The organism is Mycolicibacterium novocastrense, assembly GCF_001570485.1.
Classification (GTDB): Bacteria; Actinomycetota; Actinomycetes; order Mycobacteriales; family Mycobacteriaceae; genus Mycobacterium; species Mycobacterium novocastrense.
The window spans coordinates 10,050-26,007 of record NZ_BCTA01000062.1 but is presented as its reverse complement, the minus strand read 5'-3'; the positions used below and the strand labels follow the sequence as shown (position 1 = coordinate 26,007).

The following is a 15,958-nucleotide window of genomic DNA, read 5'->3' as shown; positions in this document are numbered from 1 at the left end:
GCCGCTCACCGAACGGATTGCCGCTCATGTCCTTTCAGTGACTGCGCGCCGGCGGCCGCGCCCAGGTCGGCGCCCAGGATGCGGTCCGACAACAGCCCCAGGCACGACAGGTTGGGGAAGCCCGGTCCCTGCGTGAGCCCGGACAGACCCGGCAGGAAGAGCTTGGGCCGCAACCCGCCGACGGCGAGGTCATCGCCGATGGCCTCCTGCAGCACGTCCGGGGTCAGCGGCGCACCGAGGCCAAGTTCCAGCAGATCCAACGCGTCCTGACCGAGCAGCGGCACGAACCACATCGCGTCGGCACCCGAGCCGTCGATGACCAGATCGAATCCGTGCACCGTCTCCAGCGACTCACCGCCCGCAGTCGTGCTCAGCGTCAACCGGATCCGGCCCTCGCGGGCGACCGCGTGCGCGACCCTGCCCCGCAGGTGGCGGATCCGGTCGTCGGCGAGCAGCGCCTCCTGCACGCGCGCGGAGAACACCCCGCGGTCGGTCCGCAACAGCGCGTCGCGTCGCTCCGCCATGGTCAGGCTGGTCCAGCCCGTGGGATCGGAGAACAGCGTGTTCTCGAAGAAGCCCTCGCCCCTGGTGAACAGGGTCACCTGCGGCGAGATCACCGTGATGGTCGAAACCCGGTGCCGGAACAGCTCATTGAGCATCGACGCCGCGGTCTCTCCCCCGCCGATGACGGCCACGCGTTCGGCACGGATCAGCTCGTGTTGCGCTGCGCGATGCCAGAACTGCGCGATCGACAGCACACGCGGGTTGCCGGGCAGGATCGAGCGCTCCGGCTGACCGGGCCCGGTGATCATCAGGCCCTCGGCCGTCACGGTGCGGTCGGGTGTGCGCAGCGCCCACCGCGGCTCACCGGATCCGGTGCCGGTTGTGTCGATCGAGATGCCGCGCACCTCGCCCCTGACCACGTTCATCTCGACGTTGCCCGCGACCCAGCGCAGGTACTGGCTCCACCGGCGGTGGGTGGGGGCGGGTCTTCCGCGGTCGACCCACTCGGCGAACTGGCCGGTCGAGATCAGGTACTGCTGCCAGCTGTGCCGGGTCATGCGTTCGTCGAGTTCGGCGTTGCGCCGCGGGACCAGGGCCGACCGGTACGGGAACCCGACGTCCTTCTCCGGGCTCGTGCCCAACCGGTGTTGCCCGTCGGTCCATCCGCCCTCGGCCTGCCAGTTGGCCGCCACGCCGGTCTTCTCGACGGCCACGACTTCGGGCACGTCGATGCCCATGTCGCGAAGTTCGGCGGCCTTGGCTGCGACGGCGACGGCCTTCGCGCCCGCGCCCACCACCGCAAGTGTCCGGCTCATGAAACGACCTCTCGTAGCGATTCCTGCCACATCGCCTGCAGTGCGGCGACGTCGTCGGCGGACAGAATTTCGGGAAGCGTGCGCCATTGCGTGCCGAGCAGCGGCGCGTCGCTGTCACCGAGCACCGCGGCCAGCACCGTCAGTTCGTGCCGTACCGCCAGCCGCGGCTCGGGCAGCGGCGACACCCCCGCCAGCAGCGCCCGGTCCGGGCGCAGCGCACCGCCATCGAAGCCCGCGTGCACCCGGCCCAGGAAGTTGAACAACACCTGCGGTTCGGGCAGCGCCGCGAGGCGCTCGGCGGTATCGGGCCGCAGATAACGCAGCAGCCCGTAATCGATTCCGTCGCCGGGGATCTCGCCGACACTGCGGGCGGTTTGCACACGCAGCGGATAGATCGCGGTGAGCAGGCCCACGGTGTCGGAGGTGTCGACGGTGTCGATGAGGGCGTCGGCGCGGCCGTGGGTCTCCAGGGCCAACAGCGGCGTTGGCGTGTCCTGGCCGCGGTGCAGCCGCCATCGGGTGACGGTGCGCGCGGCGGCCGCGGCCAACAGATGCGGTGCGGGTTCGGAGGCGTTGAGCAACCGCAAGGTGACGTCGCTGTCGGTCACCGCCATGGAGACGACGACATCGCCGGCCCGATCGGTCTGCGGCCGCAGCCGGCGGGCGCCCAGCACCGGGTCCTCGCCCTCGAGTTGGGCCGCCCAGAAGTCGGCCGTGTCAAGCGTGTACGCCCGTTCGCTGAGCAGCCTCGACCAGCGCCGGTAGCTGGTGTGCTCCCGGGTCGGCGCCGGCTCGCGGCCCGACGCGATGGTGTGCCACGCCGCGTCGAGTTCGGCCAGCAGGATCCGCCACGACGCCGGGTCCGCGGCCAGCACGTGCGCGGTCAACAGCAGGATGCCGGGACCGGCGGGCGGGTGCAGCCACACCGCGGCGAGCATCGAACCCTGTTCCGGGTCGAGGCGTTCCACCGACCGGTGGGCGTGTTCGGCCACGGCCGCGACGAACGCTTCGTCCGTGCCGTCGTCCACAATGACCTCGGTCAGCAGATTTCCTGCCTCGCTCTCGACGAGCGTCATCGTCTGCCGGTCGATACGGCTTCGCAGCACCGGATGACCGCCGATCACCGCGCGCAGGATCTGCTCGAGTCGCTCTGCGGTGATGCCGTCGGGCAGTCGGATGGCCTCGGTCTGCGCCAGCCGTCGCGGTTCGCCGTGTTCGTAGAGCCAGTGCGCGCTGGGCAGCACGGGCGTCGGGCCGTCAGGGTCGTCGTCGTGTTCGGCGGCCGCCGACTCGTTCTCGACGGCCTCGGCGAGCTCCCGCAGCGTCGCGCACTCCAGCATCAGCCTGGCGCGCAACGGGATTCCGCGCCTGCGGGCCGCCTGCACCACCGACAGCGCCACGATGCTGTCCAGGCCCAGGGCCAGAAGGTCGGCGTTGACGTCGATGGAGAGACCGGTGGCGTCGGGGCCTTCGAGCAGTTCGCCGAGCACGGCGGCCAGCGCCTTCTCGGTCTCGGTCTCCGGGGCGGTCGAGGGACCTTCGGCGACGGCGATCGCGTTCAGCGCGGCCTCGTCGACCTTGCCATGAGTGGTCAGCGGCATCTGCTCGATGACCACGATCGAATGCGGAACCATGTAGCGCGGCAGACGTTTTGACACCAGGGCGCGCAGCTCGGAGACCGCGGGTGCGGGTTCGGCGGCGACGAACGCGACCAGTTGCGCGCCCCACCGTTGCCGGCGCACCGCCACGTGGGCGTGGCGCACCGCGGGATGGGTGTGCAGAACGGCCGAGATCTCGCTCGGCTCCACCCGGAAGCCGCGGATCTTCACCTGCGCGTCGGAGCGCCCGAGGAATTCCAGCGCCCCGTCGGGCAGGCGCCGCACCACGTCGCCGGTGCGGTACATGCGCTCGCCGTTCCCGAACGGGTCGGCGACGAACCGGGAGGCGGTCTCGCCGAACCGACCCAGATAGCCACGGGTCAGTTGACCGCCCGACAGGTACAACTCGCCCGGTACTCCGTCGGGAACCGGTCGCAGCCACGAGTCCAACACGTAGGCCCTGCTGGGCGACGTGGGACGCCCGATGGTCGGCTGGTCGTGTTCGGCGATCGTGGCGACGACGGCTTCGACCGTGGTTTCGGTTGGGCCGTAACAGTTGTAGGCCGCCATGCCGGTGCGCGCGCATTCGTCGCGGATCAGGTTCCACGCCGGGATCCCGACGGCCTCCCCGCCGAGGGCCAGCACCCCGAGCGGCACCGTGGTGAGCAGTCCGACCGCGTGCAACTGGGCGAACATCGACGGGGTGGTGTCGATCAGGTCGATCCCGTACCGGCCGATCGTTTCGACCAGGGCCTCGGCGTCGCGCTGGATGTGGTCGTCGACGATGTGCACCGCGTGCCCGTCGAGCAGGGCGGCCAGCGGCTGCCATGCGGCGTCGAAGGTGAACGACCAGGCGTGCGCGACCCGCAGCGGGTGGCGCAGTCGAGCCGCCGCCGGGCGCAGCACGTTTCGGGCGTGGTCCTCGGCATAGGCCAGCAGCGCCTGGTGGGTTCCGATCACGCCCTTGGGCCTGCCGGTGGTGCCGGAGGTGAACACCATGTAGGCGGCCTGGCCCGGCGACACGGTCGCCGGTCGGAAGTCCTCGGCGGGCTGCGCCTGGGCCTGGGCGAGCATCTCGTCGTCGACGACGACCGTCGCGCCGCACTGGTCGAGGATGTCGGCGATCCGCTCGGCGGGCATCCCGGGATCCAGCGGCACGATCACACCGCCGGCCTTGAGCACCGCCAGCATCGCCACGACATACTGCGGTCCTCGCGAAAGGTGGATCGCGACAGGCGTTTCGGTGTGTACGCCCTTGGCCGCCAGCGCGGCGGCGAGCTGGTCGGCCGCCTCGTCGAGTTGTCGGTAGGTGAGTTCACCGCCGGGCCAACTCAGCGCCGGTGAGCCCAACCGTGCGCTCGCGGCTTGGGCGAACGCGGTGTGCACACCGAGATGTTCGCCGGCCGGCGCGGGCTCGGCAGTCGCGATCGCGGCCTCACCGTCAAGCAGGACACTGACGTCGCGCAGCGGGCGATCCCACCCGGTGATCAGCCGCTGGGTGGTGGTGAGCAACCGGCGCCCGAGCGACTCGGGACTCATCTGGCCGAGCGCCCCCTCGACGACCTCGACCAGGACGGTGAGCTCGTCGTCGATCATGTGCGCGGCGATGGTGACCGGGAAGTGCGACACGCTCTCCAGCGCCGCCGGCCGGAACGTCGCACCGTTGGCGACGAAATCGCCGCCGCCGACAAGACCCCCGGGCGGGAAGTTCTCGTAAACCAGCAAGGTGTCGTACATCTCGCCGATACCGCCCAGGGCCCGCAGTTCGTTGTGGGGCAGGTATCCATGGTCGCGAAGTTTGGCCGCTTCGCGTTGCAGCGCAACGCATTGCGCACCCACCCGGGCCGCCGGGTCCAGTCGCACCCGCAGCGGCACCGTGTTGATGAAGAGCCCGACCATGGTCTCCACGCCTGCCAGCTCGCCGGGGCGTCCGGACACCGTCACGCCGAACACCACATCGGAGCGGTCGGTGAACGCCGAGAGCACGGCGGCCCAGGCCATCTGGACCAAGGTGTTGACCGTGACGCCGCGGGACCGCGCGGCCTCCGCCAACTGCCGGGTCGCGTCGCGATCCAGGCTCAGCTCGGTGCGGTGCGGTTCACCGGTGGGCGGTTCGCCGGAGGTGAGGGCGGGTGTGACGAGCGTGGGGCCGTCGAGGTCGGCGAGGTGCTCACGCCACAGGGCGCGGCTGGTCTCCTGATCGCGGCCGGCCAGCCAGCCGATGTAGTCGCGGTACGGGCGCGGCGGCGGGGGAAGCACGGCCGGGTCGCCGCCCGAGCGGTACAGCGAGATCAGCTCGCCGACGAACAGCGGCAGAGACCAACCGTCGATGATGATGTGGTGGGCGACGACGACAAATCGCCAATGCGATCGCCGAACCTCGATCAGCAGGAACCGGATCGCCGGCCCGCGTGCAAGGTTGAACGGCCTGCGACACTCCTCGGCCTCGAGCGCCTCGACCTCGTCGGCCGTCGCGGTGATGTGGCGCCACGGCACCTCGACGCGGTTGGGCACCACCTGAACGGGTTTGCTCTGCGCCCGAACGAAACTGGCCCTCAGGTTGGGGTGGCGGGCGAGCATCGTCGCCGCGCACTCGCGCAGCAGCACCGCGTCCAGCGATCCGGTGACATCGGCCGCCATGGTGATGACGTAGGGGTCCTCGCCACCGTCCTCGGCGGTGCTCAGCTGGGCGAGCGAGAACAGCCCCTGCTGCAGCGGGCTGAGCGCCATCACGTCCTCGATGGCGACCTTCGGTTCGGCCTGCGTCGAGGTCACGGTGCGCCCTCTTGCGACTCCGACCACATCGACGTGACCGCTGCCAGCTCGTCGGCCGACAGCCCGGAGGCCGCCATCGGCTCGTGATGGACGTCGGGTGTCTCCGTCTCCGCGCCGGCATCGACCTTGGTCGCCAGTTCGTGAATCGTGGGGTGCTCGAACACCATTCGCGCAGTGACCGCCAGCCCGGCGTCACGGGCGCGGGCGGCGAGCTGAACCGCGAGGATGGAATCGCCACCGAGCTCGAAGAAGTCGTCGGTGCGGTTCACCTCGGGCACGTTCACGATGTCGGCGAGCAGCGTTGCCAGCACGCGTTCGGTTTCGGTGCGCACGGGTTCGGCCGGTCCCGCCGCCGACGGGCGGCGCCGCTCGACGGCCTCGATGTACTCCAGTTCACCGTCGGCGGTCCAGCGCCCACGTCTACCCGTGGCACGCAGGTCGGCGCCGGTCTCGTCGACGACATGCTCGTAGACGTCGCCGACCACGCCGATCGCCACCGGATCGCGCCAGAGGTCGAGCACGCTGGCCGATGCCGCCGCGCTGAACCGCGCTATGCGCCGGCGCTCCTCGCCGTCGGCGATCTGCACGTCGCGCACCCGTTGACCGGGATCGTCGGCGAAGGCGGCCAGCACGCGGTTCAGCCACCGGACGAACCGTTCGGCGGTGCTGCGCCGGTACAGGTCGGTGCGGTAGATGACGTGGCCGCGGTAGCCGTCCTCGGCGCCGAAGAAGTTCACCGACAGGTCGGCGTGCGCGACGTCGAACGGCGGCTCGAGCGCGGTGAACGTGGTGTCGCCGTCGGGCCGCGATTCGATCACCTGGTCGGCGGGCAGCGCCTCGCGCACGTGCACGACGACACCGAACAACGGGTTGCGCGACAACGACCGCGCGGGGCTGACCGCGTCGACCACCTGGTCGAACGGCAGGTCCTGGTGGGCGTAGGCCCCCAGTGCGGTGTCGCGGGCCCGGCGCAGCACCTCTCGCAGCGTCGGGTTGTCGGTCAGATCGTTGCGCAGCACCACGATGTTGATGAAGAAGCCGACGAGTTGGTCGAGTTCGGCCTCGGTGCGGCCGGCGACCGGGGTGCCCAGCGGAATGTCCGGACGCTCACCGGCTTTGTGCAGCGCGACCGCCACGGCGGCCTGCAGCAGCATGAACTCGGTGACACCGAGCTCCTGACTCAGTTCGGCGAGCTTGGCGCGGGTGGTGGCGTCGATGGCGAACTCGACGGCGTCCCCTTCCCCGCTGAGCACCGGCGGACGCGGGAAATCCGGTGTCAGACCCGGATCCTCGTGCAGACCGGCCAACTGCTCGCGCCAGTAGTCGCGCTGCGCCGCGACGGGCCCGTCGGTTTCGCCGAGCAGGGCCGCCTGCCACGCCGCATAGTCCGCGTACTGGATCGGCAGGGGTGCGAATCCCGGTGTCTCACCGGCGCGCCTGGCCCGGTAGGCCGTCAGCAGGTCGGTGAACAACACCATCGCCGACCAGTGGTCGGCGGCGATGTGATGCACCACCAGCGACACCACGTGTGCGTCCGGTGTCGCGAGCACGGCGGCGCGTACGGGCGGGTCGGCTTCCAGGTCGAACACGTGCCTGCGTTCCTTGGCGAGCTCGGCGTCCAGCCAGTCGTCGTCGGCGCCATGGGCGCGGCGCACCGCGACCTCCAGATCGTCGTTGACAATCTGGTAAGGCGCACCGTCGATTTCGCGGTAGGTCATGCGCAGCACCTCGTGCCGGGCCACCACGTCGCGCACCGCGGTCACGAACGCGTCGGTGTCGCAGGGCCCGCTGATGCGGGCCGCGAACGGGATGTTGTTGACCGGGCTCGGACCGTCGATGCGGTACTGAAACCACATCCGCAGCTGCGAGGCCGACATGAGCAGCGGCCCGTCATGCGGGACGGGGACCAGCTTGGGGCGGGCGGGGCCGCCGGCGACCGATGACGAGTCGATCCGGTGAGCCAGGGCGGCCACGGTGCCCAGCTCGAAGACCTCGCGCACGCCGATGTCGACGTTGAACGCACTGCGCACTCCGGCAACCAGTTTGGTGGCCAGTAGCGAATGGCCGCCGAGGTCGAAGAACGAGTCGTCGGCACCGATGCGGTCGCGTTCCAGGAGTTCGGCGAACAGGTCGGCGATCCGGCGTTCGGTGCCTTCGGCCGGCTCGCGGAACACCGCGCCGGAATCGATGTCGGGTTCGGGCAGCGCCGCCCGGTCGATCTTGCCGTGCGCGGTGATCGGGATCTCGTCGATCACGACGTAGGCCGCCGGGGTCATGTACTCCGGCAGGGCGGCGGCGACCCGGTTGCAGATCCGCTCGACATCCACCGATTCGATGTCCTCGGCCGGCGTGACGTAGCCGACGAGGCTCTTGCCGACACCGGGCAGATCGCTCACCACCACGACCGCCTGCCCGACGCTCGGGTCGACGGAGATCGCCGCCGCCACTTCGCCGAGCTCGATGCGGAATCCGCGGATCTTGACCTGCTCGTCGGCGCGACCGACGAACTCGATGTCGCCGTCGGCGTTACGACGGGCCAGGTCACCCGATCGATAGAGCCGACCGCCGGCATTGAACGGATCGGCGACGAACCGCTCCGCCGTCAGCCTGGGGCGATCGTGATAGCCGTGCGCGACATGTGTTCCGCCGATGTAGATCTCGCCGATCACCCCGACGGGAACCGGCCGCAGGGCGTCGTCAAGCAGGTGGATCTGGGTGTTGATCTTGGGCTTGCCGATGGGCACGATGCGGGTGCCCTGCTTGCCCTCGACCTTGTACCGGCTCGCGTTGATGACGGTCTCGGTCGGTCCGTAGAAGTTGTGCAGCAGTGCGTCGAATGTGGCGTGGAACTTGTCGGCCAGCTCGCCGGGCAGCGCCTCGCCGCCGATGGGCACCCGTTGCAGTGTCCGCCACTGGTTGACGCCGGGCAGCGACAGGAACAGGCCCAGCAGCGAGGGCACGAAATGCATGGAGGTGATGCCCTCGTCGTGCAGCAGGTCGGTGAGGTAGCCGACGTCGCGAAGTCCGTCCGGGCGCGGAATGACCAGCCGGCCGCCGCACGCGAGCATGCCGAAGATCTCGGCGATCGAGACGTCGAAGCTCGGTGAGGCGACCTGCAGCAGCCGCTCGTTCTCGTCGATCCCGTAGTCGCCCTTGAACCAGACGAAATATTCGGCGACGGGCTTGTGGGCCACCGGGACGCCCTTGGGCAGACCGGTCGAACCCGAGGTGTAGATCAGGTAGGCGGTGCTTTCCGGGTACAGCGGGCGGACGCGCTCGGCATCGGTGGGGTTGGTGTTCGGGAACCGGTCGAGATCGGTGACCGGTTCGTAGATGGCCAGTTTCGGATCGGAGTCCGAGAGGATGAATGTCAGCCGGTCCTCGGGGTAGGTCGGGTCGACGGGCTGGTACACCGCACCCGCCTTGATCACCCCCAGCGCCGTGATGACCAGCTCCGGTGACCGGTCCAGCAGCACCGCCACCCGGTCCTCGGTGCCGATGCCGCGCTCGATCAGCCAGTGCGCCAACCGGTTCGCCGACTCGTTGAGCTCCCGGTACGTGTAGTTGCGTCCCTCATAGACCACGGCGACGGCGTCGGGGGTGCGTGCCGCCTGCGCTTCCACCAGCGCCGTCATCGTCGAGGGAGCGGTGTCGAATTCCTCACCCGCCGAGACCCGGCGCAACCACTCGACGTCGTCGGGCGCCATCAGGTCGAGCTCGTTGACGGGAACGTCGGGTCGTTGCAGCGCATCGTCGAGCAGCACCGCGTAGTGCTCGAGCAGCTGGCGCACCAGCGGCGCGTCGAGGATCTCGACGAGGTACTCGGCTTCCACCACGATCCCCGGCGCGTCGAACTCCACCATGAAGCCCAACGGCAGCTGAGTGTGGTGACCGCGCAATTCGGCTCGGCGACAGGTGATTCCGGGCGGCCTGAAGCCCTGCCCGTCGGCGCCGCGCGCGCCGAAGGTCACCCGCGTCATCCGCTCCACGCCGTGGCGGCGGTCGGGGTTCAGTTCGCGGACCACTCTGTCCAGGTTGACGCGCTGATGTGCGAACGCACCGACCGCGGTGTCACGGGCTTGCGCCAGGACGTCGCGGAAGCTCTGATGGGCGCCCGGACGCAGGCGCAGTGCCACCGTGTTGCCGTAGTACCCGATGACGTCCTCGACGTCGGCGGTGCGGTTGAGAACCGGTGTGGCGACCAGGAAGTCGTCGGCGTGGGTGTAGCGATGCAGCAGTACCCCGAATCCGGCCAGGAGCACCATGTACGGCGTCGCGCCGGCCTCCTTGGCCAGCGCGGCGACTCGTTCGACCGTTGCGTCCGGCAACTGCAGCGTCAACCGCTGCGAACGCCAGTTCGTCGGCACCGCCGACCCGTTGGGCCCGGGCAGCTCCAGCGGCTCCGGTGGGTCGGCGAGCGTGTCGCGCCAAAACTCCAGGTCCTCGTCGACCGGGCCGAGGCCGTGCGACGGCGGTGTGACCGCGGGCGCAAGCGCCTCACCGGTGTACGCGCGGGTGAGATCGCCGAAGAAGACCTGCCAGCAGCCGTCGTCCCAGGCGATGTGGTGCGCGACGAGCAGCATGACGTGTTCGTCGGGGGCGGTGCGCACGACGGTGAGCCGCAGCGGCGAGTCGGTGCTCAGGTCGAAAGGAGCGCAGAACTCACGCTGGGCCAGCACCTCCAGGCGGAGCCGGCGCGCATGCTCGGTCAGCTCGGTCAGGTCGTGCACGGCCCACCCGGGGGCCAGGTCGTCGTGGACGGTCGGTTGTGGTTCGCCGTCTTCGTCGACGCCGTAGGTGGTGCGCAGCGCGGCATGCCGTGCGGCGACCGCGTTGACGGCGTCGTGCAGCCGGGCGGCGTCCAGGTCGCCGGTGAGCCGGTAGGACAGGCAGATGTTGAGGATGGCCCCGGTGGGGTCGGCCGCTTGGACGAACCACATGCGGCGCTGCCCGTCGGACAGTCCGCTTTGTTCCCCGGTCGCGGTGTTCTCCGCGCGCAGACCCCGCTCGGCGAGCTTGCGGCGCAACAGCTCCAGCCGGCGGTCCTGAACCTGCTCGCGGATATCGACCGTGTCAGTCACGCGTTGTCCACCTTCTCTGATCGTTCTTTGCTGTCGAGGTCGGCGATGAGTTCGCCGCCGGTGATGCCGCCGAGCAGGACTGCCAGCGACACCTTGTGTCCGGTCGTCCGTTGCAGGCGCTTACGCAGATCCAGAGCCAGCAGCGAGTCGACCCCCAGGTCCAGCAACGAGGTCTCCAGGTCGATCGAGCCCGCGTCGATGTTGAGCACCGCACCCAGCTCCGCGGTGACCAGCGTCGTCGTGTCGGCATCGGGTTCGGTTGTCGCCGCGGCTGTCTCGGCGCGCTCGGCGGTCCGGCTCTCCAGGAACACCCGCAGCCGGGCCTGGTCGGCGCTGAACAGCAACGGATCCTCGCGGTGGTCCCGCAAGCTGGCCTCGACGGCGGCGTCCGGGGACATCGCCAGCAGACCGGACCGCTCGATCTTGGTCACCTCGGATGCGTCGGCGATGCCGCTACCGCGCCACAGTCCGTACCTGGCGGCCACGCAGTGCTGGCCCTTGGCCCGCAGTTGGCCCGCCATCACGTCGAGCATCCGGTTGGCGGCCGAGTATGCCGCGTGCCCGCGCCCGCCCCACACTCCGGACGCCGAGGAGCACACCAGGATCCGAGCGTCTGCGCGCATCGGCCAAAGCTCGGTCACCCTGGCCAGCCCGCCGATCTTCGCGGCTGCCGCATCGACGAACGTCTCCGGTGTGAGCGCGTCGCGGTCGGCGAAGGCCGCCGCGCCCGCGGCGTGGATGAGCAGGGACGCACCGTCACCGCCGAACTCCTCGGCCGCGGCGGCCACGTCCTCGGTGGAGGTGATGTCACAGCGTGGCGCGAAGACGTCGATATCCGGTGCGATCGCGGCGATTTCGGCCTTGACTGCGTCATCGACGCCGCGACGGCTGAGCAGCACGATGCGGCGCGCCCCGTGGGCGGCCAGGTACCGCGCGAAATGCATGCCCACCGCACCGTTGCCGCCGGTGATCACGACGTCGTCGAACACGCCGCGCGCCGAGAGCCACGACGGCGCGGGCTCCACCGCCTCGCCGACGGAGCGCGAGAAAACCGTTGGGCCCGGACCATCGTCGCGCACGGCCAGTTCGTCGCCGCCGGACAGAAGCGCGCCCACCGCCGCTGCGGTGAGTGCGTCGTCGGGCTCCCAGGACGGCAGGTCCAGATGCCTGAACGCCTGCTCGGGTCGCTCGAGGCCGAGACTGCGGTGCATCGCTGCCAGGGCGGTCTGCGCCGGCAACGCGACCGGCTCCTGTGCCTGGACGTGCTCGCCGCCGACCGTGACCAGACACACCGCGCGGCAGTGCTTTCCCGGTGCGTCGACATAATCGAGCAGGCCCGCGCCGACGAGCTGGGAGAGGTCCTGGGCCGCACGTTCGGCGTCGGGATGGTCCAGCAGGGGGGCGACCGCGATGACGAGTTCGGCCTCGGACGGCTCGACCACGTCCGACCCGTTGTCCTGCAGGGCCGACCGCAGTCGCGCAGCGAGCGGCCCGCGCGGGCCGGCAAGCTCGATGACCGCCACGCGCGGTGCGGATCCCGCCGGGCGTGCGGTGGTGACGTCCCATTTCTCGCGGGCGACGGTCAGGCCGTAGACCGGGTCCAACGGCTGCGGTTGTGCCCACAGCCGCACTGCCCGCATCGGCGCGTTCGGGAAGCCGCGCAAGTGGGGTTGCGCAGCGACGTCGAGCAGGTCGGTCCAGCGGAATTCGGGGTTGCCCACCGCGGCGGTGGCGATGTTGGCCGACACCGAGTCGATGAGCGGAAGGTCGCGATGCCCCGATCCGACGACCAACGGGTCCTCCTCGGCCAGCAGGTCCCCCAGCGCGAACAGCAGGGCCGGATGCGCCGACATCTCGATGTATGCCGTGGCACCGCAGCGGCCCGCGGTCGTGACGGCCCGGTCGAACCGCACGGTGTTGCGCAGGTTCTGGTACCAGTAGGAGGTGAACCCGGTGCCTGCGGGTACCACATCGGCGGTGGTGGAGCCGATGAATTCGACTGGGGCGTCGGCGAACTCGGTGTCCGGGAGCATCGCGAGCAGGTCCTCGCGGACCCGCTCCAGCGCACTGGTGTGTCCGGGGTAGTTCACGTCGAGTTCGCGGGCGAACAGACCCTGTTCGGTAGCGGCCGCGACGAGCGCGCCGATCGCGGCGCGCTCCCCCGACACCGCCACCGACGCACCGGCGTTGACCGCCGACACCTCGAGCCATCCCGGCGTGGACCCGATCAACCGCTCGGCGTCGGCGAGTGAGACCCCCAGCGCGGCCATGCCGTAGTCGCCGGCGAGGCGCTCGACTGCCGTGGCGCGCGCGATGACCACAGCGGCCGCGTCGGGCAACGCGATGCTTCCGGCGACGTAGGCGGCGGCGACCTCACCGAGGCTGTGTCCGACCACCAGGTCGGGCACGATTCCGCACGAGCGCCACATCTGGGCCAGCGCGACGGCATGGGTGAACTGCGCCGACTGGATCTGTGTCTGCGACCACGCCCCGCCGTCGGTCTCGGCGGTCAAGTACGGCAGCGGTGACGGCTGCCCCGCGGCGACGAACGCCTCGGCGCACCGGTCGGCGTGCATGCGGTACACCGCGGACCGCCGGTAGGCGTCCGCTCCCATGGACGGCCACTGGTTGCCCTGTCCGGGGAAGACGAAAGCCGTTCGCGGCGCGGTGGATTGCGATGAGCGGGCCACCAGCGGATGCGTGCCGCGGTCGGCGATCGCGCGGAGACCTTCGGCCAGTTCGGCGGTGTCGGCGGCGCGCACCACCGCGCGATGCCTGCGCAAGCGCCGGGTGCGCATCAAGGTCGCGGCCACCGCCTCCACGTCGGGGCCGCGATCGAGGTAGCGCAGTATCGCCTCGGCGTCGGCGGCCAGCAGTTCCTCGGCGTGCGCGCTCAACACGACGGGCACCCGACCGTCGGGGAAACCGGTGGCCATCACGCCGCCTCGGGTCGGGTCGACGGAATCGACACGATCACATGGGCGTTGGTGCCGCTCATGCCGAACGCGGTGACCGCCGCGAACCGTTCCCCGTTGGTGGCGGGCCAGGGCGTCAGCTCCGATGCGAGCCGCAACCCTTGGCTGTCCCAGTCGATTTCGCGGCTGGCCTCGTCGGTGTGCAAGGTGGCGGGGATGGCGCCGTGTTCGGCGGCGACCAGGGCTTTGGCCAGCCCGAGTCCCCCGGCGGCGGCCTGCGTGTGTCCGAGGTTGGACTTCACCGAGCCGAGTAGTGGACCTTGGCCGGGTTCGGTGGCGCCGTAGGTCCCGGCGAGCGAGATCAGCTCGGTGCGGTCCCCGAGTCGGGTGCCGGTGCCGTGACCCTCGACCATCCCGATGTCCTGCGGACTCAGTCCGCTCTGTTCGAGGGCTCGTGCGAACAACCGCGCCTGGGCCGGACCGCTCGGTGCGGTCAGGCCGACGGAGCGGCCGTCCTGGTTGAGGCAGGCGGCGCGCAACTCGGCGAGGACCTGGCGTCCGTCGCGCAGCGCGCGCGACCGGCGCTGCAGCACGAACATGGCCGCACCCTCGGCCCAGACGGTGCCGCTGGCCTGTGCGCTGTAGGGGCGGCAGTGTCCGTCGTCGGACAGCGCATGTTGTTTGGAGAACTCGACGAAGAAGCCGGCTGAGCCCATGACGCAGACGCCTCCGGCCAGCGCCAGGTCGCAGTCTCCCGACCGCAGCGACTGTGAAGCGGTGTGGATCGCGGTCAGCGTCGACGAGCACGAGGTGTCGATGGTCAACGCGGGTCCGGCGAGGCCGAGTGTGTAGGCGATGCGCCCCGAGATCACTCCGAGCGCGGTCCCGGACATCAAATGCCCTGTGAGGTTGGAGTATTCGGCCAGATCGGGGCCGTATCCCATCACCGAAGCGCCCACGTAGCAGCCGGCGTCGTGGCCCGCGAGGTCGTCGGGGTTGATGCCGCTGTTCTCCAGCGCCCGCCATGCCACGCGAAGTGCGACCCGCTGCTGCGGGTCCATCGCGACCGCCTCCCGCGGCGAGATCCCGAAGAATTCCGGATCGAATTCGGCTGCCCCGGAAAGGAACCCGCCGAGATCGTGGATGCGCTTGAACCCGTCGCGCGCCGAGCCGTCGAGGATGTCGCGGACCGGCCAGCCGCGGTCACGGGGGAACGGGCACAGGCCCTCGCGGCGGTTGACCAACAGGTCCCAGTAGTCGTCGGCGGTGCCGATTCCTCCCGGCGCCTCGATCGCCATCCCCACGATGACGATCGGATCGTCGCTGACGCCGTCGGGCGCGCTAGCCGGCATTGACCAACTCCGCGACGGCGTCGAGATGGTCGTTGATGTAGAAGTGGCCGCCGTCGAACAACGAGAGCGTGAAGGCGCCTTGGGTGTGAGTCTCCCATCCGCGCAACATGTCTGGGGTTATCCGGTGATCGTCGCGGCCACCGACGGTGTGGATGTCGGCGGCGAGACGGACGTCGGGTTCGCACGCGTAGCGGTTGAACGCCGTGTAGTCCGCCCGCACCGCGCGAACGAGCAGTTCGATGAAGTCCTCGTCGGCCAGTAGGCGGGGGTCGGTCCCGCCGAGGTCGACCATGTTGGCGACGACTTCCGCCTCGGCCGTCGGCAGCCGCGGTGAGGTGGCGATGGTCGACGGCGCCTGGCTCGCCGAGACCCACAGCTGGCGAACGGGAACGCCGTTGCGCTCGGCCACGCGGCCGAACTCGAACGCGATCACCGCACCCATGCAGTGGCCGAACAACCGCAGCGGTCCCAGCTCAGACCAGTCCCCGGCGGCGAACAGATCGGCGGCCAGGTCCTGCACCGTCTCCGGGGCGGGATGGCGCAGCCGGTCCGCGCGCTGCGGGTACTGGACCACGTACGCGTCGTCGCCGGTGCGGGCCAACGCCGAGGCGAATGCCCGGTAGGCCGCCGCCGCACCGCCGGCGTGAGGGAAGATGACGGTTGCGCCGTCTGAGGACTGCCCCGCCGAACGTTTGATCCAGGGCGCGAAGGTCAGCTGGCTCCGTTCGTCGATCATCGCGTTTCAGACGCGTCGGGGCGGCGGCGAAGGCTCAGCAGATGGGCTGAGCGGGCCTGCGGTTCCGCGGTGAAAACACTCATGAATTCCTCCGTGTGATTAGCGCGCAGGCTGTCCTAAATCGGAAGTGAGGTTACCCTATCCTTCGCGACCCGGACACGCCTACGTCGCCCCTCCACCAA

At 70.2% G+C, this 15,958-nt stretch carries 6 protein-coding genes; all 6 read right to left on the bottom strand.

The annotated features are described in order from the left end of the window. Nucleotides 1-5 precede the first annotated feature (5 nt). From mbtG to RMCN_RS21315, 6 genes are read right to left on the bottom strand one after another with little or no spacing between them, the layout of a single operon-like run. Entirely contained in the window at nt 6-1,319 is a 1,314-nt protein-coding gene (gene mbtG, locus RMCN_RS21340) for an NADPH-dependent L-lysine N(6)-monooxygenase MbtG (RefSeq protein ID WP_067393413.1), read from the bottom strand. After that, a complete protein-coding gene (locus tag RMCN_RS21335) occupies nt 1,316-5,647 on the bottom strand; it encodes a non-ribosomal peptide synthetase (protein WP_067393477.1) in 4,332 nt (1,443 codons plus the stop codon). The genes mbtG and RMCN_RS21335 overlap by 4 nt, the downstream gene beginning before the upstream one ends. 41 nt (nt 5,648-5,688) lie before the next feature. After that, entirely contained in the window at nt 5,689-10,773 is a 5,085-nt protein-coding gene (locus RMCN_RS21330) for a non-ribosomal peptide synthetase (protein WP_067393412.1), read from the bottom strand. Then, nucleotides 10,770-13,709, bottom strand: coding sequence for a mycobactin polyketide synthase MbtD (mbtD, locus tag RMCN_RS21325; RefSeq protein ID WP_067393408.1), 2,940 nt, complete (start codon nt 13,707-13,709; stop codon nt 10,770-10,772). The genes RMCN_RS21330 and mbtD overlap by 4 nt, the downstream gene beginning before the upstream one ends. Continuing rightward, nucleotides 13,709-15,040: a beta-ketoacyl [acyl carrier protein] synthase domain-containing protein gene (locus RMCN_RS21320; RefSeq protein ID WP_067393404.1), complete on the bottom strand. Its 1,332-nt coding sequence runs from the start codon at nt 15,038-15,040 to the stop codon at nt 13,709-13,711. Before RMCN_RS21320 ends, mbtD begins: the two co-directional genes overlap by 1 nt. Next, nucleotides 15,030-15,776, bottom strand: a complete 747-nt coding sequence (locus tag RMCN_RS21315) for a thioesterase II family protein (protein ID WP_067393402.1) — start codon at nt 15,774-15,776, stop codon at nt 15,030-15,032. The genes RMCN_RS21320 and RMCN_RS21315 overlap by 11 nt, the downstream gene beginning before the upstream one ends. Nucleotides 15,777-15,958 lie beyond the last annotated feature (182 nt).

Bases quoted from the DNA above. Each gene is read 5' to 3' on its own strand.
- mbtG (WP_067393413.1), bottom strand. From the start codon at position 1,319: ATGAGCCGGACACTTGCGGTGGTGGGCGCGGGCGCGAAGGCCGTCGCC.
- RMCN_RS21315 (WP_067393402.1), bottom strand. From the start codon at position 15,776: ATGATCGACGAACGGAGCCAGCTGACCTTCGCGCCCTGGATCAAACGT.
- RMCN_RS21320 (WP_067393404.1), bottom strand. From the start codon at position 15,040: ATGCCGGCTAGCGCGCCCGACGGCGTCAGCGACGATCCGATCGTCATC.
- mbtD (WP_067393408.1), bottom strand. From the start codon at position 13,709: ATGGCCACCGGTTTCCCCGACGGTCGGGTGCCCGTCGTGTTGAGCGCG.
- RMCN_RS21335 (WP_067393477.1), bottom strand. From the start codon at position 5,647: ATGGCGCTCAGCCCGCTGCAGCAGGGGCTGTTCTCGCTCGCCCAGCTG.